General features: G+C 69.2%; 19 protein-coding genes and 2 pseudogenes. 11 read left to right on the forward strand and 10 right to left on the reverse strand.

The genetic code is table 11. The features are described from left to right. Nucleotides 1–150 precede the first annotated feature (150 nt). The 3 genes from AB0I29_RS09930 to AB0I29_RS09940 are packed head-to-tail and all read left to right on the forward strand — an operon-like array spanning nt 151 to nt 1,855. Nucleotides 151–429 (forward strand): hypothetical protein, encoded by a 279-nt coding sequence (locus AB0I29_RS09930; protein WP_357481047.1) that lies wholly within the window; start codon nt 151–153, stop codon nt 427–429. Then, on the forward strand, nt 426–1,235 hold the full coding sequence (locus AB0I29_RS09935; RefSeq protein WP_357481049.1) for an SDR family NAD(P)-dependent oxidoreductase: 810 nt from the start codon (nt 426–428) through the stop codon (nt 1,233–1,235). Before AB0I29_RS09930 ends, AB0I29_RS09935 begins: the two co-directional genes overlap by 4 nt. After that, complete coding sequence (locus AB0I29_RS09940; protein WP_357481052.1) at nt 1,232–1,855, forward strand: alpha/beta fold hydrolase; 624 nt, start codon at nt 1,232–1,234, stop codon at nt 1,853–1,855. The genes AB0I29_RS09935 and AB0I29_RS09940 overlap by 4 nt, the downstream gene beginning before the upstream one ends. 276 nt (nt 1,856–2,131) lie before the next feature. Here AB0I29_RS09940 and AB0I29_RS09945 read toward each other — a convergent pair whose 3' ends face one another. The 3 genes from AB0I29_RS09945 to AB0I29_RS09955 form a co-directional block, all read right to left on the reverse strand. Then, on the reverse strand, nt 2,132–3,274 hold the full coding sequence (locus AB0I29_RS09945) for a Gfo/Idh/MocA family oxidoreductase (RefSeq protein WP_357481055.1): 1,143 nt from the start codon (nt 3,272–3,274) through the stop codon (nt 2,132–2,134). A gap of 197 nt (nt 3,275–3,471) precedes the next feature. After that, a complete protein-coding gene (locus tag AB0I29_RS09950; protein WP_357481058.1) occupies nt 3,472–4,194 on the reverse strand; it encodes an alpha/beta hydrolase in 723 nt (240 codons plus the stop codon). 51 nt (nt 4,195–4,245) lie between these two features. Continuing rightward, nucleotides 4,246–5,151, reverse strand: a complete 906-nt coding sequence (locus tag AB0I29_RS09955) for an NADP-dependent oxidoreductase (protein WP_357481061.1) — start codon at nt 5,149–5,151, stop codon at nt 4,246–4,248. Nucleotides 5,152–5,577: 426 nt separating this feature from the next. On the opposite strand from AB0I29_RS09955, the gene AB0I29_RS09960 reads away from it, so the two are divergent. After that, nucleotides 5,578–6,189 carry a TetR/AcrR family transcriptional regulator gene (locus AB0I29_RS09960; RefSeq protein WP_357481064.1) on the forward strand — a complete coding sequence of 204 codons (612 nt, stop codon included), beginning with the start codon at nt 5,578–5,580 and terminating at the stop codon, nt 6,187–6,189. A gap of 112 nt (nt 6,190–6,301) precedes the next feature. On the opposite strand, the gene AB0I29_RS09965 is transcribed toward AB0I29_RS09960, so the two are convergent. Both AB0I29_RS09965 and AB0I29_RS09970 read right to left on the reverse strand, forming a co-directional pair. Further along, complete coding sequence (locus AB0I29_RS09965; protein WP_357481067.1) at nt 6,302–7,408, reverse strand: Gfo/Idh/MocA family oxidoreductase; 1,107 nt, start codon at nt 7,406–7,408, stop codon at nt 6,302–6,304. Between the two features lie 74 nt (nt 7,409–7,482). Next, on the reverse strand, nt 7,483–8,454 hold the full coding sequence (locus AB0I29_RS09970; RefSeq protein WP_357481070.1) for an aldo/keto reductase: 972 nt from the start codon (nt 8,452–8,454) through the stop codon (nt 7,483–7,485). A 147-nt stretch (nt 8,455–8,601) separates the two neighbouring features. On the opposite strand from AB0I29_RS09970, the gene AB0I29_RS09975 reads away from it, so the two are divergent. Beyond that, on the forward strand, nt 8,602–9,216 hold the full coding sequence (locus tag AB0I29_RS09975; RefSeq protein WP_357481073.1) for a MarR family transcriptional regulator: 615 nt from the start codon (nt 8,602–8,604) through the stop codon (nt 9,214–9,216). 114 nt (nt 9,217–9,330) lie between these two features. Then, entirely contained in the window at nt 9,331–10,104 is a 774-nt protein-coding gene (locus tag AB0I29_RS09980) for a MerR family transcriptional regulator (RefSeq protein WP_357481076.1), read from the forward strand. A 40-nt stretch (nt 10,105–10,144) separates the two neighbouring features. On the opposite strand, the gene AB0I29_RS09985 is transcribed toward AB0I29_RS09980, so the two are convergent. Then, nucleotides 10,145–10,267, reverse strand: coding sequence for a winged helix-turn-helix transcriptional regulator (locus AB0I29_RS09985; RefSeq protein ID WP_357481475.1), 123 nt, complete (start codon nt 10,265–10,267; stop codon nt 10,145–10,147). A 23-nt stretch (nt 10,268–10,290) separates the two neighbouring features. After that, nucleotides 10,291–10,413, reverse strand: a pseudogene (locus tag AB0I29_RS09990) (hypothetical protein); the annotation flags it as partial. A gap of 140 nt (nt 10,414–10,553) precedes the next feature. Between AB0I29_RS09990 and AB0I29_RS09995 the strand changes: the two are divergent. Then, the gene (locus AB0I29_RS09995) at nt 10,554–11,414 is read left to right on the forward strand and encodes a type II CAAX endopeptidase family protein (protein ID WP_357481079.1); all 861 of its coding nucleotides are present in this window, start codon (nt 10,554–10,556) and stop codon (nt 11,412–11,414) included. Between the two features lie 100 nt (nt 11,415–11,514). Here AB0I29_RS09995 and AB0I29_RS10000 read toward each other — a convergent pair whose 3' ends face one another. The 3 genes from AB0I29_RS10000 to AB0I29_RS10010 form a co-directional block, all read right to left on the reverse strand. After that, a complete protein-coding gene (locus AB0I29_RS10000) occupies nt 11,515–12,648 on the reverse strand; it encodes a glycosyltransferase (protein ID WP_357481082.1) in 1,134 nt (377 codons plus the stop codon). 13 nt (nt 12,649–12,661) lie between these two features. After that, the gene (locus AB0I29_RS10005) at nt 12,662–13,315 is read right to left on the reverse strand and encodes a helix-turn-helix domain-containing protein (protein WP_357481086.1); all 654 of its coding nucleotides are present in this window, start codon (nt 13,313–13,315) and stop codon (nt 12,662–12,664) included. Between the two features lie 147 nt (nt 13,316–13,462). Next, nucleotides 13,463–14,023, reverse strand: coding sequence for a small multidrug efflux protein (locus tag AB0I29_RS10010; protein ID WP_357481089.1), 561 nt, complete (start codon nt 14,021–14,023; stop codon nt 13,463–13,465). Between the two features lie 155 nt (nt 14,024–14,178). Here AB0I29_RS10010 and AB0I29_RS10015 point away from each other — a divergent pair, with 155 nt between their 5' ends. The 4 genes and pseudogenes from AB0I29_RS10015 to AB0I29_RS10030 form a co-directional block, all read left to right on the forward strand. After that, nucleotides 14,179–15,477, forward strand: a complete 1,299-nt coding sequence (locus AB0I29_RS10015; protein ID WP_357481092.1) for a histidine kinase — start codon at nt 14,179–14,181, stop codon at nt 15,475–15,477. Beyond that, complete coding sequence (locus AB0I29_RS10020; RefSeq protein WP_357481095.1) at nt 15,474–16,076, forward strand: response regulator transcription factor; 603 nt, start codon at nt 15,474–15,476, stop codon at nt 16,074–16,076. Before AB0I29_RS10015 ends, AB0I29_RS10020 begins: the two co-directional genes overlap by 4 nt. A gap of 408 nt (nt 16,077–16,484) precedes the next feature. Then, nucleotides 16,485–18,065, forward strand: a complete 1,581-nt coding sequence (locus tag AB0I29_RS10025) for an alpha/beta hydrolase (protein WP_357481097.1) — start codon at nt 16,485–16,487, stop codon at nt 18,063–18,065. A 101-nt stretch (nt 18,066–18,166) separates the two neighbouring features. Then, nucleotides 18,167–18,311 (forward strand): annotated as a pseudogene (locus tag AB0I29_RS10030) (aldo/keto reductase); the annotation flags it as partial. Nucleotides 18,312–18,336 lie beyond the last annotated feature (25 nt).

The following is an 18,336-nucleotide window of genomic DNA, read 5'->3' on the forward strand; positions in this document are numbered from 1 at the left end:
CGCCCTGAACCCACCCATTGTTCGAGGAGATCCTGCGTTGTACGGCACTTCTGATGTCCGCCTGGACGACCTGGCCGCCAACCCCGTTCCAGGGTTGCCGATGCTGGCCGCGGCGACCATGGCCCCGGACCCGACGGCCGTGTACCGCACGTGGCGGGCGCAGTGGGGGCCGATGGTCCCGGTCGAGCTGTCCGACGGCGTGCTGGCCTGGCTCGTGCTCGACTACGGATCTACTTCGACGGCGACCCGCTGGTCAGCGGCACCATCGAAGGCCCGATCCCGAAGTCCTCGGTCAAGACCACCCAGCTGCACGACGACCCGGCCGACTACCAGGCCCGGGGACTGCAGGTGCCCTACCGCACCCTCACGTTTGACTACGTCCTGCGGCCCGTACCCACCGCGGCGGTCGCGGGGGCGGTCGGGCGATGAGCACCATCCTGATCGCCGGCGGCAACAGCGGCATCGGCCTGCAAGCCGCCCACGACCTGTCCGAACAGGGTCACCGTCTCGTCCTGCTCGGCCGCGACCCGGCCAAGGGCGCCCAGGCCCTGGCCTCCCTGGGGACCGGGGCGTCGTTCCACGCGGTCGACCTGTCCACCCACGCGGGCGTGCGCGACGCGGCCAGGGTAGTCCTGGACCAGTACGACCATCTCGACGCGGCGCTGCACACCACCGGCGTCATGACGCCCGGGGATGTGCGCACCCCCGACGGGCTCAGCCTGTTCTTCGCGGTCAACTACCTCAGCCGCTACCACCTCACCCAGCTCCTGCTGCCCGCCCTGCGCAAGGCCGAGCAGGCGCGCGTGGTGATGATGACCGCACGCATCGCACCCACCACGCCCGTCGACCAGGATCTGTTTCCCCGGTTCGAGCAGTTCGACTTCGCCAGCATGCGGGCACAGGTCCAGGTCGCCAACCACCACTACGCCGCGCACCTGGCCCGCACCGAGCCCGGCGTGCTGGCCGGGGTGGTCAACGCCGGCGCCGCGCAGACCGACATCTTCCGCACCCTGCCCTGGTACATGCGCGCCGTGGCCACCCTCGCGGTGCCCGTGTTCTACGGATCGGTCGGCAAGGCCGCGCACAACGCCGTCCAGGCCGCAGGACGCAACGACTGGCGTGCTCCGACGTACTGGGACAAGCCCGGCCGGTTCGACCAGCGCACCCCCATCGACCTCGACACGGCCACCACCAGCCACGTCATGAACACCTCCGGGGAGCTGACCAGCGCATGAGTCAGCACCCAAACCGGGACACACAGCGAGGCGGGTTCATGCTCGTGCACGGCGGCGGGCACGACGCCCGATGCTGGGCACCCCTGACCGGCCACCTGGACGGACCCTTCCTGGCCGCAGATCTCCCCGGATGCGGCACCCGCCCGGCCGACCTCTCCCAGGTCACGCTCGACGACCTGGTCCTGGCCGCCGTCGCCGACCTGGACGACTTCGACACCGCCGAGAAGGTCGTGCTGATCGGGCACTCGATGGCCGGAATCACCATCCCTGCCGTAGCCGCGGGGCCGAGTACGCATTCCGGGTACGGGCCCTCGACCTGGGTCGAGACCGGCACTCGCCTGGTCGAGTCCGTGCTGAATGCCCCGAAGAACCGGAGCGGGAGCATCAATCCGACCGAGAAGCCGGTCAGCGTCTTGGAGCTGTTGATCAGCTACGCCTGCCCGCCCGGCGGCATAGTGCTGGACGTGTTCGCCGGCTCCGGGTCGACCGCGGTCGCGGCCCGGCACACCGGACGGTCCGCGGTCCTGATCGAGAAGCGCGAGGAGCAGTGCGAGAGCACCGCACGCCGCCTGGCCCAGGGCGTGCTGGACCTGGGCGACTCCCTGCAACCCCGCCACTAGCCCGGCGTCGGACTGGTCTCCTCGATCCATTCGACCGGGCAGCGCCAGTCCTTGTGACGCCTTCGTCGATGTGCGTGTCAGCCGGGGCGGCGGGATTCTGGATCAATGGCGGCGGCGATGCCTCCGGGGCTTGCTGGTCCAGTGCAGGTGGCTCTTGCTCGCGCGGTCGGGCAGATTCCACGAGCCGGCGCGTTGCCTGGAGGGTGCCGGTTCGAGCCGAAGTGGGACGGCTTTCTTCACTGAACTTGTCAAGCACGAGCAGTGCCTCTCCCGGGTTCAAAGATTGGAGTTCATTCGGTCGGGGCGGGACAGATGCTGCCGATGACCTGTTTCAGCGGCCCGTGTGATCACTTCGAGTACCCGGTGGCGATCGAGTGCGACCGCGAAATCCGGCGCATCGGCGGTTCCGTCTCGGAGGTCGGCGGCGAACTGGGCGTAGAGGCGGGCGACCCCCGCTGCGGGTGCGTCGAGTTGCAGGTCGGGAGCCGCATAAGCGGGGGGAACCTGTAGCACTTGGACAGGCTCGCTGCCGCGGCGCAGCGTGATGGTGAAATCGGTGAAATGGATGTAGCCCGACGCCGACTCCACACGCACACTGCCCTCGGTGCCCTGGATCTCCCATACCATCGCCGAGCCGGCAGACTGCCCGGCACTGTAGTGCAGCGAAGTGACGATCCCGCCTTCGAGAACGCCGGCGACGACGATCTCATCCGGCGCGTCCTTCGGCAGCGACGCGCCATCGGAGAGGCGGACGCCGTCACCGCGCTGATTGGCGACGACGGCGGACAGACTCTCGAACGTGCCGAGCACGCGCGCAAGCGGTTCGAGCCCGTGGCCGAGCATGATGCTCAGAAGCGTGGCGCCATGCTTTGCGTGAGCCATGTACTCGACCGGCGGGTCATATCGGCCGACCCACATGTCGTCGGTCAAATGCGCTCGGATGCTCGTGCTGAGCGGCTTGCCAATCACGCCTTGCGCGATGAGGTCGCGAAGGAAGAGGATCGGCGGGTGCAGGCCGCCCTGCAACCCGACAACCGTCCGCAGCCGCCGCTCGCGGGCAAACCCCTCCAGCGCTTCGGCCTCCGATAGGTTTCTTGCGAGCGGCCATTCGCAATAAACCATCTTGCCCGCGGCAAGCGCGTCGGAAACGATCTGCTTGTGGTCCGGCACCTTGACCGCAACCACCACCAGGTCGACCTCGGGTCGCACGACCAGAGCCTCATGTGTGTCGAAGGCGAGATCGGCGCCCAGCCGACGAGCGGTCGCGTTCGCGCTCTCCATACGAGTCGTACTGACGGCGCGGATCTGGAACGCGTCGAGCGCCTGCAGCGCGGGGACGTGAGCAATTCCGCCCCAACCCCGATCGGCACTGGCCCCGATAAGGCCGACGCCGATCCGGGTGTTTGCTGAATTCTTCATGAGGATGCTCCTGCCTTGTGCAGCCCGGCAACGCTCTCCGGGCTGCGTCACGATGATTCGTTTCCGGGCAAATAGTTGGGCCCTCGGGCTCCCCATGGCGAACGGCAATAATTGCTCGCTCGCCATGGTGAGCGAGCAATTATTGCCGTTCGCGTAGCAGCCGCGGGATGTGAGCCCGAGTGACCCAAGCGCAGGTTTTACGTGTGAGCCCAGTGGGCCTCGAGTTCGCGCGCGACATCGGCCGGACGCTCTATCATCGGCCAGTGCGAGCTGCGCAGCTTGAAGACGGCACGTGCGCGTGTGGCATTACCGAGCTCGTCGGCGAAGCGGTGAGGAAGAAACGGATCGTCCAGGCCCCAGATCACGAGCGCTGGTGCGGTCACGTTGCTCAAACCTGGCTTCCACTCCGCCCCGACCTCGATCGCCGAACGGTAGAGGGCGAGAATGCTTGCTCGCATAGTGGCATCGAGATGCCGGACCGATTCGTCTGCTGCGTCGCGCGGCATCTGCGCCTCGTTGAGGCTTGCTGCGAACGCCTCGAGGTCGAGGTCCGCCATCCATTGCTCGCCCTCGCCTGGCGTCTGCCAGATCTTGGCAAGATAGTGCCACGGATACTCCGGATCGATTGGTCCGCTGATGCCTGTCCATGTCCGCACCAGATCTGGTCGGACAGACGCGAGACGGCCCGTGAGCAGAGACCCCCAGTCATGACCGACCAGGTCGACGGGTTCGCCGATTTCTTCGATCTTCTTGATAAGCCAGTCGAGATACTCTTCCTTCGTCGACGTGAATCCCGCTGGTAGGGGTACGCCAAACCCGGGGAGATCGATCGTCACAACATCTTCGCGGTGAAGATAGGAACGGACGGTGTCCCAGAGCCGGTGGGTATCAGGCACACCATGGACGAGGACTGCAGGCATTTCGGATTCTCCAATTGATTGTTGTCGTGGTGGAATGGCCGGTCGGCCGAGTCAGGGAAGAAGGATGACCTTGCCGTGGGTGTGGCCCGTGGCGACGAGGCGATGGGCGTCCGCGGCCTCGTCGAGTGGGAAGCTCCGGCCGATGCGTGCTGTCCAAGCGCCGGCGGCGATCAGGTTCAGGGCTTCCTGGACAGGGCCGTGGTCGCGATTCCCGCTGCCTCCCGGGCTGAATGCGACGCCGTATCGTGCGGCATCGCGGTCGGCGAGCGTCACGATCCGGTCCGGCCCGCCGAGGAGATCGACAAGGGCGGGAAGGAGTCCCTTGCCAGCGGTGTCCAGCGCGGCATCGATACCGTCGGGAGCGGCTTCGCGGATGCGGTCGACCAGGCCCGGGCCGTGGGCGACAGGGATCGCACCGAGACTCCTGACGAAGTCGGCGTTGGTAGCTCCGGCGACGCCGATCACCGTCACACCGCGCTGTCGCGCGAACTGCACGGCGGCGCCGCCCAGAGCACCGCTCGCGCCGGTGACCACGAGAGTGTCACCCGGGCGAAGGCTCAGAAGCCCCAGCGCCCTCGCCGCGTTGTCGGCGCCGATGACAGTAGCCGCGGCTTCCTCGAAGGAAACGCCGTCGGGGATCGTCGCGAAGTTGCTGCTGACCGTGTACTCGGCGTAGGAGCCCTGGGTGGCGGAGTCCGGCCACCCGGCGACGCGGTCGCCGACCACGCCCTCGTCGACGCCCGGGCCGACCGCCTCGACGACGCCGGCGAACTCGAATCCGATGATGGCGGGAGCACGCAGGCCGAACGCTCCGGCGCGCGCCTGGATCTCCGCAGGGTTCACCCCGGCGGCGTGGACCCGCGCCAGTACCTGACCCGGACCCGGCACCGGTCGCGGAGCGTCCGCAACCCGCAACACGGAGGGTTCGCCGAACGAGGTGATGACGGCGGCTTTCATGATGATCTTTCTCCTTCTCATATCGAGCCGGCGGCACTTCCGCGGCGGCGCGCTTCGGCGTGCTCGCTCACGGAGGCCCGGTAGCGAGGTCACGTCCGGAGGTCCAGTACGTCACTTCCGGAACGATCGTTCCACAAAGAACCTACACAGGCAGAGATTTATTCGCAAGCCCTCGACGTGCGGGCAGGCGTCACGGCCCGGGGCGTCAGGCCTGGGTGTTCGCGCCGCCCTCGGCCCACGCGAGCTCGATCGCCCGCGTCATGGCATCGCGCTGCGCGGGGTTGTACAGGCGTCACAATCGCTTTCGTCGCGGGCGACTCGGCGGCGTTCATCACCGAAGCCGTGCTCACCATCGACGGCGGCTTGAACGCCTGATCCTTCGCGTTATCTGGACTGCCTGGTCCGTAAGGGGGCATAATGGTTGCCATGCCCGTATCGCAGACCAAGCTGGGGCGGCCCCGCGAGTTCGATCCCGACTACGCCCTCGAACAAGCCATGAGAGTGTTCTGGGCCAAAGGATACGAAGGGGCGAGCCTGGCGGACCTGACCGAGGCGATGGGCATCACTCGCAGCAGCATGTATGCGGCGTTCGGGAACAAGGACGAGCTGTTCCGCCGAGCGGTCGAGCGCTACACGGAAGGCCCAGCCTCCTACGGAATCCGTGCACTGTCCGAGCCGACCGCACGCGAAGTCGCCGAGTCCATTCTTCGCGGCGCAGCCGCTGCCAGCACGAGTCGCGAGGCACCCCACGGGTGCCTTGGCGTCCAGGCTGCGCTGTCCGCCGGCGACAACGGGCTCACTGCCCAGAAGGTCCTCGTCGACTGGCGCCAGGATGGCGCTGCGCGCCTCGAGTCCCGATTTCTGCGTGCGCGGGCCGAGGGTGATCTGCCGGAGACCGAGGATCCGCGCACGCTGGCGGCTTACATCACGACGGTGGCGTACGGCATCGCCGTTCAGGCGGCGACGGGCAGGAGCGAGGCGGAACTGCGCCGGGTCGCTGATGTGGCGATGAACGCGGTGTCCTGGTCCCACGGCTGAGACAGCGAACTCTGCGATCGTCTTCATCGACGCCTTAGGCGTCACCGCCGAGTCCGCTCGACAGCCGGGTGCGGGCCGCCGCCGTGGCCGCCCGCACCCCTGCTGAGGTGTTCTACTGTCGCTGCCCGCTGCGAGCGGCTTCTTCCACTCGCGCGACGAGCTGACTGTTGTGCAGCGCGTGAGCGAAGCCCGGCGTCGCAAAGGTGTTCTCGTCGATGTCGCGCGCGAGGCTCGCGTACACCTCGCCCACGTTGATGGAGGCACCGGTCCAGATCTCGGCGGCGGCCGGACCGGTTCCCGTGGCGACAGGGCGGTCGGGTGCTTCGAAGTCGACGTTCGAGGTCAGCGTGAGGTCGCCAACCTGGACGCCGGCGGGATGGTTGCCGGTCAGCCTGAGCCAGCCGTCGGCGCCACGGACCTCGAGGCTGAACCGGGCATCGGGTACTGGGACACCGGCCAGGACCTGCACTCCGACAGGAGCTCCGGATGAAGTCTTGAGGATCGCGTCGAGGTGGTCCGGCACTTCGCGCGTGGTGGTTGTGCCGGTATCGACCAGCTTCACCTCCGGCCAGAGCAGCTCCGTGCGCGCATCGATCTCGGTGATGTCGCCGAGGACCGTCTCGATCACGTCCAGGACATGGCCCACGGCGATCGTCATGAAGCCTGCGCCGGCGGCCGCCTTGTCGAAGTACTCGTACGCGCTCACCGACTCTGGGCCGTTCCCGAAGGTCGTCGCGGTCACCCGTGCCGACAGCAGCCGCCCCAGCCGGCCCTCGGCGATGATCTCGGCCGCCCGGCGCACCGACGGGTTGAGGCTACCCTGCAGCCCGATCGCCGTGTGCAGCGAACTGGCGGCCGCGGCCATCTCCTCGGCCTCCGTCACGCTCGCACCCAATGGCGACTCCGAGTACACGGCCTTGCCCGCAGCGAGGGCCGCGAGCACCAGCTCGCGGTGTGCCGGAACCTTGACGGCGACGGTGACGAGGTCGATCGACGGGTCGTTGATCAGCTTGTACGGGTCGGCGTACCAGCGCTCGGCGCCGAACAGCTCGGCGGCCTCTCGTGCGCTCTCCTCCCGCCGGGTCGCCACCGCCGCCAGCACGAGCTGCGGCTGGGCCGCCAGCGCGGGGATATGCGATGCCGCGGCCCAGCTCGCCTTCGTATCCGCGCCGATGATCCCGACACGAATCACACTGCTTGCCATGATCTGCTGCTCCATTCGGTCTGCTGCTCTGTCTGCTGCGGTTGAGGCGCGGTCGTGCCGTGCCGTTCGACTCGTTGCCGAATCGCTCTTCACCGGTCGATGGCGGCCATGCCGTCGCGGTCGTGGCGGTCGCCGGACGCGGGTGCCAGGTTGTTCAGCCGGCCGATCTGGTCCGGGGTGAGTCGGACCCCGTCCGCGGCGATGTTCTCCTCAAGTCGCTCGACGCGTCGGGTGCCGGGAATGGGGGTGATGTCCTCGCCCTGGGCCAGGAGCCAGGCCAGGGCGATCTGAGCGAGGGTGGCTCCGGTCTCCGCCGCCACGGACCGGACCTCGTCCACGATGCGCAGGTTGCGTTCGAGGTTTCCGCCGGTGAAGCGCGGGTTGGTGCGACGCCAGTCGTCGGCGTCCAGGCCGTCCAGGGAGCGGATGTTTCCGGTCAGGAAGCCGTGCCCCAGCGGGGAGTACGGCACGAGACCGATCCCCAGCTCGCGCAGCACCGGGAGCACGTCCGCTTCGGGGTCCCGCGTCCAGAGCGAGTACTCGCTCTGGACCGCGGCCACCGGGTGGACCGCGTGGGCGCGGCGGATGGTGGACGGGCCGGCCTCGGACAGGCCGACGTGCCGGACCTTGCCCTCGGCGACGAGGTCGGCCAGGGCGCCGACGGTGTCCTCGATCGGGGTGTGGGGGTCGACCCGGTGCTGGTAGTACAGGTCGATGTGGTCGGTGCCCAGGCGCCGCAGCGACCCCTCCACCGCGAGCCGGATGTTCGCCGGCGTGCTGTCCGCCCCGGGCCGGCTCGTGTGGGAGATCAGACCGAACTTGGTGGCGAGCACCACCTCGTCCCGACGGCCCTTGATCGCCCGGCCCAACAGGGCTTCGTTGGCGCCTCGCCCGTACACCTCGGCAGTGTCCAGGTGGGTGACGCCCAGGTCCAGAGCGCGCCGGATGGTGCGGATGGAGCCCTCCTCGGACTCGTCCTTGCCTGTGTAGAACGCGGACATGCCCATGACTCCCAGACCGAGGCGCGAGACCTCAAGCCCGCCGAGCGACGTGGTCTGCATCGGATGGTCCTCTCCTGGATCGGTTCGCCAGGCCCACTGCCGGTATGTCGACCCGACAAGAACTTGACGCATCAAGATGAACTTGATGCGTCAAGTTCTACCTCCTGGAACTTGATGCGTCAATAACGATCGCCGTAGGCTGGCCGCATGGCGAAGGCGGCGGATGCTCAGCGGCAGGGCAAGAGGGCCGGGCAAGGCGGCTCGGCATCCCGCGCAACGACGCCATCCGCTGCGGTCACCGAGCCCGGAAGTGGCGCACCCGTTGGATCGGACGCCGAGCCGCGCTGGCTGAACAGCGACGAACTGGCGGCGTGGCTGGCCAACTCTGCAATCATGATCAGCTTGCCTGCCGCCCTGGACGCGCGGATGCAGCGCGAGTCCCAGATGACCTTCTTCGAGTACATGGTGCTGTCGGTCCTCTCCGAGGAGCCGGACCGGACCATGCAGATGAGCGCACTGGCCGTGCGCACATCAGCTTCGCTGTCGCGGTTGTCGCACGTCGTCGGGCGACTGGAGAAGCGAGGGCTGCTTGCCAGGTCCCGGATACCCGGTGCAGGTCGCCGCACCAACACCACCCTGACCGAGGCCGGCTACGACGTCGTGGTCGCGGCTGCGCCGGGACATGTCGCGGCAGTCCGCGAATACCTGATCGACTCGCTCGAACCGCGCGACCTGATTGCCTTGCAGCGCATCGGCGCAGCAGTGGACGCCGCGATCAATCACGGACGAACCACCGCCACAAGTGCGACGACGGCTCACTGACGTTCCCGAGTCGTAGCCGCACTGGTCTGGATGCGTGAGCGCCGCGCAAGCGTTAAGGGCTAGCACCACCGAGAGCGTTAGCGGCCAGCAGCACCGAGAAAGAAGCGAGGCACCATGACGTGGAGCACGCGCGAGATCGCCGAGCTGTCGGGTACGACGGTCAAGACAGTGCGCCACTACCACGAGATCGGCCTGCTCGAGGAGCCCGACCGCGAGCCCAACGGCTACAACAAGCGCTACGAGGTGCGCCACCTGACGCGGCTGCTACAGATCAAGCGGCTGACGGGCCTGGGGCTCTCGTTGGCGCAGGTCGCCGAGCTAGGGACGGCCGCCCACGGGCACCCCTCCGTCTTCCAGGAGATCGACGCCGAGCTGGAGGCGACGGTCGAACGGATCCAAAGCGTCCGGCAAGAGATGGCCGTGCTGTCGCGGCCCGGCGCGACTCCCGACGTGCCCTCCGCGTTCCACGAAGTCGCACAGCCCTTGCGCGACAACGACCGGGCGCTCCTGACGATCTACTCCCAGCTGTTCTCGGAGGAGTCGATGGACGCGTTGCGTCAGCTCCTCGCAACCAATCCCCACGAGGACCTCGACGAAGCGTTTCGCGACCTCCCCGCGGACGCGGACGACGCTACGCGTCAGGCGCTCGCCGAATGGATGGCGCCGTTTGTCGGCGCCAACAGGTCGGTGACCTTGGAGACCCAGGCCGCGACACCCCGCGAGGCCGAGGCGGCGAGGAACGCTGTGGGCCAGGCTCTGCAGGCGCTCTACAACCCGGCTCAGCTGGACGTGCTGAGGCGAGCGCGCGAGCTCAGCCCGGCCATGGGAACCGCGCCTGATCAAGGGGCCAAGGAGGCGCTGGACGGTTCGGACGATGCACCCGAGTGAGTGAGCGAAAGGCTGGCTGACGCCGGGCAAGGTCCCGGCGTCAGCCGTCGTGCGTAGCGCTCCACTCGATAAGCGGGTGCAGCACCCGCATCAGGCTGCTGCCCCGCTCCGTCGGGCGGTAGAGGATCTGGACCGGCATGGACGGCACCACGACCCGCTCGATCCGTTGATCACCTCGAGCTCGCGGAGACGCTGGGACAGCAGCTGGTTCGAGATGCCGGTGATGCGCAAGCGGTAGTCCACGAACCGGCGGGCGCCCTGTGTCCAGGGGCACAGGGCGGAGCGCTTGCGTCTGCCCCGGGGGCACAGTGTCTGCTCGAGAGCGGATCAGTCGATCCCTCTCAAGAAGGGTTCTTCATCGTGTGCACACCAGAGCCGTCGGGAGCCGGACAGTGACGGGCCCGTTGCCCGGGACGATTCCCGAACGTCCTTTCGGCGTCCACTTCCGCATGGCGCCCTGGAAGTCCCTGGTCGTCCTGATCGCGATACCGGTCATGCTGCTCGTGGTCCAGGTCATCGTCTTCCAGGCGGTCGTCCTGATCGAGGGCCCGGCAGACCCGAACAAGCCCGCACTGACACCGCTCACGATCGCCGCGTCAGGCGTCAGTACCGCCATCACCGCTGTGCTCTCAACGATGCTGGTCGCGGGCATGGCGAAAGTGCCGTGGCGGGCGGTGTTCCGGCACAGGCGCGCCTTCGACCCGCGTCGCCTGGGTGTCTATCTCCTGGGGGCTGCGGGCCTGGTCGGCCTTGCCCTCCTCGTGACGGCACTCATCGCGCCGGAGTCGACCGGATGGAGCGCGTTCGAGATCGGGGCACCCACCATCGCCATCCTCGTGGCCACTCTCCTGGCCACCCCGTTGCAGTCGGCGGGTGAGGAAATAGCCTTCCGGGGAGGTGTCGTCCCCGCTGCCGGGTCCTTCTTCCGGAGCACGCGCCTCGCGCTGGCGTTCGGCATCGTTGTCTCCGGGGCGCTGTTCGCGCTGGTCCATGTGTCCCTGGACCCGTGGTTCGTCAGCTACGTGTTCGTCATCTCCGCGTGCACGGCGATCATGGGTCTGATCAGCGGTGGGCTGGAGGCCGCGATGGCCTTCCACGTCTCCAACAACGTGCTCGCGGGCATCGTCAACGCCCTCTTCGCCGGGGGTGGCTCGTCGGTGGTCGACCGTGGTGCCGGCTCGGGGCCTGGCGCCTCCGTCATCATCCTGATGGTGATGAACGTCCTGGTCGTCGTGCTGGTCTGGCGCGTGGAGCGCGCCAAGCGGTCACGCCCGGCTCGGACCGTGCGCACGGGCACGTCGGCCGTCTGACCGACGAGTCGCGCGCACGGGTCGCGCGCTGCCCTGCCCGGCGTGATGCAGGGCAGGGCAGCACGCATGCCAGGACCCGGCCGGGGAGCGGACCGTGGTGTCAGCTCAGGGTGTCGGCCAGCTGCTCTGCGACCTCGGCGGGTGTTGGCAGGGCCTGGATCTGCTGGGCAACGGCGCGGGCCGCGTGGGCGTATGCGGTGTCCGTACGCAGTGTTCCGACGGCCTTGGCGACGGCCTGCGGCATGTCGGGCCCGGGCTGCACGGCGATGCCCGCGCCCGACGCGTCGACCACTGCTGCCTGGAGGAACTGGTCGGCGCCCTGCGGCACGACGACGAGCGGCAGGCCCCGGGCCAGCGCGCCGAGAGTGGTGCCGGCGCCGCCGTGGGTGACCACCAGGTCGACGTCGTGCAGCAGCTCGGCCAGCGGGGCGAAGCCAGTGAATGTGACACCGTCGCCCGCGGCACCGAAGTCTTCGGCCCGTGCGGTCAGGCCGAGCGTGACCACCAGGTCCACGCCCGCGTCCCGCAGCTCGGTGAGGATCGGGATCAGGACCGCGGGGTCCGAGAAGTGGGTGCCGAACGTGACCAGCACCCGGGGTCCGTGGCCGCGCTCGGGAACGGCGGCAGGGACCGCCGTCGGGCCGGGACCCTGGTGCGGTTCCGGCCGCAGCGGCAGCCGGGCCTGCGGGGCGTCCCAGCCGGGCGGCTGGAGCAGGTCCGGGCACGGATCGAGGTACCACCGGGCAGGGACGGGCGTGAGCCCGCGCTCCGTGTAGCGGACGGTGGCCACCCGGCTGATCCCGTCCGTGAACTCCGCGGGGATCGCCGGCCCGAAGGCCAGCGTCGCCAGCGGGACCTCCAGCGCCGCCGCCACCAGGGGCCCGACGAAGTCCATCGCCTCGGCCACGATCAGGTCGGGCGCGAAGGTCCGGGCGGCGGCCAGGGCATCGTCCGCCGTCAGGTCGATCCGGGTGCCGGCGAAGAATTCGGCGACGGCCTCCGGTGTGGGGTCTGCCGCCGCGTCGACGCCGGTACGGCGGGCCGACTCCGCGAAGAGGACGTCCGCGCCGGGGCCGACCGGGAGCAGCTCGATGCCCTCGGGGTCCAGCACCGGAGCGAAGAGACCGGCGGTCATGACCGCTACCTGGTCACCACGGTTCTTGAAGGCGCGCGCCAGCGGAAGCTGGGGCAGCAGGTGACCGTGGGCGGGCGTACTTGAGAAGAGTATCCGCATATTGATTAGCGTACTACTTCATCGAATTTGCCCTGGGCGACTCGTCGGCGACGTCGTCCAGGTCCCCGCACAGCGCGAAGAGCAGCTCGCGCCGGAGCCAGTCCTGGCACGCTGGCCAGCCCCAGCCGAGCCCACGCAGCCGCAACCAGGACTCGGGGCTCAGGTAGTACATCAGGACGTCGGTCGCCCGGGCGGTCGTCATGCCACGGCGCAACGCGCCCACGGTGGCCAGCCGAGCCGCGATGAGACGGAACCGTTCGCGCAGTAACCGGTTCGTGCCGGCGAAGATCTCACCGATCTCGGTGTCGGCCGCGTTGTTGACCAGCACGGCCATGAGGCGTCCGTGCCGCCGGACGACGTCTCCGGTGCTGCGTGCGGCCAGGCCGGCGATCTCGCCGCCGTCCGACGCCTTGGCGATGGCGGAGAGCGCTGAGCTGATGCAGTCGTCCTCCGCTGCGCGCTCGGTGAGCCCGCGCACCAAGGCGAGCTTGTTCCCGAAGGACGCGTAGACAGTGCCCTGTGCCACCCCGGCCTCCTGCGCGATCCGCGCGATGGTCACTCGCGGGTAGCCGTGTTCGGCGAAGAGCGCCTCCGCGGTGTCCAGGATGGCGGCCCGGGTCGATGCGGCGGCTTGCTCTCGTACGGCAGAACGGTAGGTACGTGGCACGCACCCACTGTAGGTGTGCGGCGGCGGGCGGCGGCATCCGCCTGGATGGTCGCGAGCCGGGTGGAGACCGACGGCTCGGGAGCGTCCAACGGACCGTGAGTCATGCCGACCAGTCAGGGCCTGCTGAGGACCGACTGCGGTGCCGGTTCATCGGACAGCCTGGATGACGCCGGTGATGACCAGGGCGGTGAGCGTGGTCCAGGCGATGATGGCGGCGGCCTGCCAGATCAGGATGCGGGCCTTGCCGACGCCGGAGGCGGCGAGCATGGTGGCGGTGAAGTGCGTGGGCAGGAGCAGCGGTCCAAGCAGGCTGACGCCGGGGACGCCATACCGCTCGTAGGCACGCTGGAACTTCGCGCGGCGGGCGGCACTCCGGGAGCCGTCCGCCGCGGCCGGCGCGGTCATCAGGACGGTCTCGTCACCTGCCGGCCCACCAGCCCGCGCGGCCGCCCTCGTCCGGTGCCGCGTGACGACGGCGTTGCGCGCACCGGAGCTGAGCAGCACGAGCGCGGCGACGACGAGGAAGTTGCCGGCCATCGCGGCGATGGCGGCGACGACCGGGTTGATTCCGCCGATGATGCCGATCGCCGCGCCGCCCTCGCCCTCGCCCTCGATGAAGGGGATGGCGCCGGCGACTGCGACGATGAGTGGCTGCACGAACTCGGGCACCTGCCCGAGGAGGTTCTGGAGGGTTTCGACAAGGTCCATGGTGTGCTCCTGCGGTTGTGGACGTTGGGGTGGTTCCCGGTCCTGACTCCAGTCCACCGCTCGCGAGGCCTGCCCAGAAGTGTCTGGCTGTCACTGCTTGTCGGGGCCTTCGCACGCCGCATCCATGACATGTGTCATGCCCGTAGCCTGGGCGAATGAGCAGCCGGTCCGAGCGCTCCGCCGTCGCCGCATCAGCTATCGAGGCCCGTACCGCGCTACGGCTGACCCGGAGCATCAGCGCGACCTGGTGGTACGTCGCGCTGGCAATCGTGGTCTCCCAGCTCGTCATCGTGATCCTCCTGGTGGACACTCTCGTCGAGGGTGGGTTCGGCCGCCTCACGTCCGCAGCCGTCGGCGTTGGCGGGCTGCTGTGGTGGCTCGCGACGCTGCCCCTGCTGCTCGACTACCGGCATCGCACCGTGGATGCGCCGCTGGTGGTCTGGCGGCGCCATCTCCTACCGCTCCTGCTTTCGGCGGCCTATGGGCTCGCGGCTGGGCTCGCCACCGGGGTGTGGGTGGTAGGTGTCCTGCCCCTGATCCAGGTGGCCATGCTGGTGAACTGGCCGCCTGGAGTCCGCTTGCGCGTTGTGCTGGCTGCGACCGCGCTGCTCGTCGCGCTCTGTGTGATCGATGTCCGCCTCACGCTGGGGGAGGTTCCCGCCGCCAACTGGCCCCAGGTGCTCTTCTTGTCCGCCATCCTGCCGATCGTGACCGTCTCGTCGCTGTGGTGGTGGGACGTGCTCGTCGCGCTCGACCGGGCCCGCACCTCGGAGGCCAAGCTCGCCGCGACCCAGGAGCGCCTCCGCCTGGCGACCGACGTGCACGACCTGCAGGGCCACCACCTCCAGGTCGTTGCTCTCCAGCTCGAGCTCGCCGAACGCCTCATGTCCGGCGACCCCGAGGCGGGCATGGAACAGCTGCGCGCGGCACGCGCCAGCGTCGACGACGCCCGGCAGGGCACCCGCGACCTGGCCACGCGGTTCCGGTCCGTGCCCCTGAGCGACGAGCTCGCCAACGCCGTCGACCTGCTGCGCGCCGCTGGCACCGAGGCCGAGGCCACAGTGGCCCCGGACGTGGCGCTGGCTCCGGCGTCCGCCCTGGGACCCGTCATCCGCGAGACGACCACGAACGTGCTGCGCCACGGCGGCGGCCGATGGGCCAGCCTGACTCTCACCCGCTCGGACGGGTCGTGGCGTTATGAGATCTCCAACGACGTCGCCGTCGACGCCCCCGACCTGCCCGGGAGCGCGGGCGGCGCGGGACTGGACGGGATCGCCCGGCGGGCGTCCGAGGTGGACGGCGACCTCGAGGTGCACCGCGACGGCGAGACCTTCACCGTCGTCGTCACCGTCCCCACCGACGACAACCCGACCAGCGACAACCCCACCGGTGACGATCCCGCCGGCGACAATCCGGCCGGGACGCCCCCTGCCGGGGAAAGGACTGCTGGATGATCCGGGTGCTGCTCGCCGACGACGAGGGCATGATCCGGTCCGCCCTGGCCGCGCTGCTGCGCCTGGAGCCGGACATCGACGTCGTCGCCGAGTGCGCCGACGGCGCCGCGGCCGTGGCCGACGCCGAACGCCTGAAGCCGGACGTGTGCCTGCTGGACCTGGAGATGCCGCACCTCGACGGCGTGCAGGTCACCGAGCAGCTGGGCCGCACCCTGGCCACCCGGTGCGTGATCGTCACCCGCCACGCCCGGCCCGGCGTCCTGCGACGCGCACTGGCGTCAGGGGCCGCGGGGTTCCTGCCCAAATCCCGCTCCGCCGACGAGGTCGCGGCCGTCATCCGCCGGGTCGCGGCGGGAGGCCGCTACGTCGACCCGGAGATCGCCGCCGACGCTCTGAGCGACGAACGCTCACCGCTGACCGACCGTGAGCTCGACGTCCTGCGTGCCGGCCGCCGCGGCGAGACGACCGGCCAGATCGCCCGCACCCTCTCCCTCGCACCCGGCACCGTGCGTAACCACATCTCCGCCGTGCTGGGAAAGCTCGCCGTCGACTCCCGCCAGCAGGCCGTGCTGCTCGCGGAGGAACGCGGCTGGATCTGACCTCCGCGAGGTCATGCCCAACGAGTGCCGCCACGTCGCCCGGACGTCGAACAGCACTCGGTGGTGCACACCTACCTGGCCGGCGTGACACATGTCACGGGTCGGTACGACGAACCTCCTGGGCGCCGGTGACGGCTCGTCACTGGGCGACGTGCCGGACCCCGCGAAGACTGGTCGGACCGACCTCGGGGGCTGGTCGACGCTCAGTATCGGCTGCTCCCGGAGTGAAGCCACTCTGTAGAAGGAAAGGCCATGATGCCAGAGCGCGCGAAGCTGTCCCATACCGATGACGGACCTGTCATACCTGTACCGGACGCGTCCGGGGCCCGAGGCCCGAGACGGTGGCTGCCTCGAAGTGGTGCACGTCGCGGAATCGCGGTCACGCTGGCCGTGGGCCTGGTGGCCTCGGTGAGCGCTGCCGCCGGCGTGCCCGCCCTGGCCGACGACCAGTCCGCCACAACCACCTCGGCGGCAGCAACGACCGCGATGACGACGACGGCGGCGGCCAGGACCGCGCAGGCACCTACCCCCGCGCCGGCGGAGTGGGGTACCTGTCCCGCCGACGTGGTCGAGGACGCCTTCCCGTACGTGCTGGACTGCGCGACTGTGCAGGTGGCCCTGGACTACGCCGAGCCCGACGGCGAGCAGATCGACCTCATGATCTCGCGGATGGCCAGTACTGATCCGGAGAAGCGCCGCGGCATCCTGCTGCTGAACCCGGGCGGCCCGTCCGGCTCCGGGCTCACGCTGTCCACAGTGCTGGCGTCCAATGGGCTGCCCAAGAGCGTGCGGGACGCCTACGACATCATCGCGATGGACACCCGCGGTATCGGGCACTCGACGGCCGCGCGCTGCGGCTTCACTGCGGAGACCCCGCACTTCGGCAACCTCCCGCCCTACGCCGTGGACGAGGCTGCCGTCGAGGCGCAGGCGAAGGTCGTCAAGGGCATCGCCGAGCAGTGCGCCGCATCGCCCGACGCCGAGCTGCTGCAGCACCTGAACACGCCCAACACGGCGCGTGACCTGGACCAGATCCGGGCCGCGCTGGGCGAGGAGAAGGCCAGCTACCTGGGCTACTCCTACGGCAGTGGACTGGGCGCCACCTACGATGCGATGTTCCCCGACCGGGCCGACCGCGTCGTGCTGGACAGCAACATCGGTGACACGCACCTGAACCAGGATGTGCTGCGCCTGTGGGGTCCGGGCATGGAGGAGACGTTCCCCGACTTCGCGAAGTGGGCAGCCAAGCGGGACGGCAGCTACGAGCTGGGCCGCACGCCGGCTCAGGTCCGTGCCACGTTCTTCGAGCTTGCCGAGCGGCTCGACGAGAAGCCGATGGCCGGGGTGGACGGCGTGATCTTTCGGATGGCTACCTTCGGGTACCTCTACAGTCCGGGGCAGTACGCAAAGCTCGCCGAGCTCTGGGAGTCGGTCCTGACCGACGACGAGGCGACCGCGGAGCGGCTGGTGGCCGATGTGCCCGCCGGTCCGTTGGTTGGTGCCCCGACGGAGACGGAGGCGGATCGGTCCCGCGCCGCGGCCGGCGCCGAGGAGCCCTGGGATCTCGACAACGCGCTTACGGTGTTCCTCTCGGTGAGCTGCAACGACGCCGAGTGGCCTGAGGACGTGCAGCACTACAAGGACACCGTGGCCGCCGACCGGGCGGAGTACCCGATGTTCGGCGCCGCGGGTGCCAACATCACGCCGTGCGCCTACTGGCCGTACGAGCCCGTCGAGCAGGCCGAGATCTCGCAGGAGGGCAAGCGGAACATCCTGATCGTGCAAAACGAGCGGGACCCGGCCACGCCGCTGCGCGGCGGCCAGCTTGCCAGGGAGAAGTTCGGTGACCGGTCGCGTCTGGTGACTGTCGACCAGAGCGGGCACGGCGCCTACGTGCTGCACGACAACGCCTGCGCCCTGGAGACCACCACGAGGTTCCTGGTGGACGGCACGCTGCCGAGGCGGGACGTGTTCTGCCGGGCAGGCTGATGCTACGACGGTATGTAGGGACCGGTTGTCGGGGTGCGGAATTCAGAACCCTGACAACCGGTCGCTCATACCGTCCACGGCGGCGTCTCGTCGCCGTTCCAGTGATCGCCACCAAGTTCGGCTGGGACATCCAGGGTGGGCAGAGCATCGGGCTGAACAGCCGACCCGATCCGCCGCGTCGCCGACGCGTCCCTCAACTGGCTGCGTACCGACCGGATCGACCTGCTCTACCAGCACCGCGTCGAGGCGCACCAGGACGCCGCCGGACCTC

The organism is Promicromonospora sp. NPDC050262, from assembly GCF_040655935.1.
Classification (GTDB): domain Bacteria; phylum Actinomycetota; class Actinomycetes; order Actinomycetales; family Cellulomonadaceae; genus Promicromonospora.

Excerpts from the sequence above, each read along its gene's own strand:
- AB0I29_RS09980 (WP_357481076.1), top strand. The coding sequence starts at position 9,331 with ATGACGTGGAGCACGCGCGAGATCGCCGAGCTGTCGGGTACGACGGTC.
- AB0I29_RS09960 (WP_357481064.1), top strand. The coding sequence starts at position 5,578 with ATGCCCGTATCGCAGACCAAGCTGGGGCGGCCCCGCGAGTTCGATCCC.
- AB0I29_RS09995 (WP_357481079.1), top strand. The coding sequence starts at position 10,554 with ATGGCGCCCTGGAAGTCCCTGGTCGTCCTGATCGCGATACCGGTCATG.
- AB0I29_RS09935 (WP_357481049.1), top strand. The coding sequence starts at position 426 with ATGAGCACCATCCTGATCGCCGGCGGCAACAGCGGCATCGGCCTGCAA.
- AB0I29_RS09975 (WP_357481073.1), top strand. The coding sequence starts at position 8,602 with ATGGCGAAGGCGGCGGATGCTCAGCGGCAGGGCAAGAGGGCCGGGCAA.
- AB0I29_RS09950 (WP_357481058.1), bottom strand. The coding sequence starts at position 4,194 with ATGCCTGCAGTCCTCGTCCATGGTGTGCCTGATACCCACCGGCTCTGG.
- AB0I29_RS10000 (WP_357481082.1), bottom strand. The coding sequence starts at position 12,648 with ATGCGGATACTCTTCTCAAGTACGCCCGCCCACGGTCACCTGCTGCCC.
- AB0I29_RS09965 (WP_357481067.1), bottom strand. The coding sequence starts at position 7,408 with ATGGAGCAGCAGATCATGGCAAGCAGTGTGATTCGTGTCGGGATCATC.
- AB0I29_RS09940 (WP_357481052.1), top strand. The coding sequence starts at position 1,232 with ATGAGTCAGCACCCAAACCGGGACACACAGCGAGGCGGGTTCATGCTC.
- AB0I29_RS09945 (WP_357481055.1), bottom strand. The coding sequence starts at position 3,274 with ATGAAGAATTCAGCAAACACCCGGATCGGCGTCGGCCTTATCGGGGCC.
- AB0I29_RS09970 (WP_357481070.1), bottom strand. The coding sequence starts at position 8,454 with ATGCAGACCACGTCGCTCGGCGGGCTTGAGGTCTCGCGCCTCGGTCTG.
- AB0I29_RS10015 (WP_357481092.1), top strand. The coding sequence starts at position 14,179 with ATGAGCAGCCGGTCCGAGCGCTCCGCCGTCGCCGCATCAGCTATCGAG.
- AB0I29_RS10010 (WP_357481089.1), bottom strand. The coding sequence starts at position 14,023 with ATGGACCTTGTCGAAACCCTCCAGAACCTCCTCGGGCAGGTGCCCGAG.
- AB0I29_RS09955 (WP_357481061.1), bottom strand. The coding sequence starts at position 5,151 with ATGAAAGCCGCCGTCATCACCTCGTTCGGCGAACCCTCCGTGTTGCGG.
- AB0I29_RS10020 (WP_357481095.1), top strand. The coding sequence starts at position 15,474 with ATGATCCGGGTGCTGCTCGCCGACGACGAGGGCATGATCCGGTCCGCC.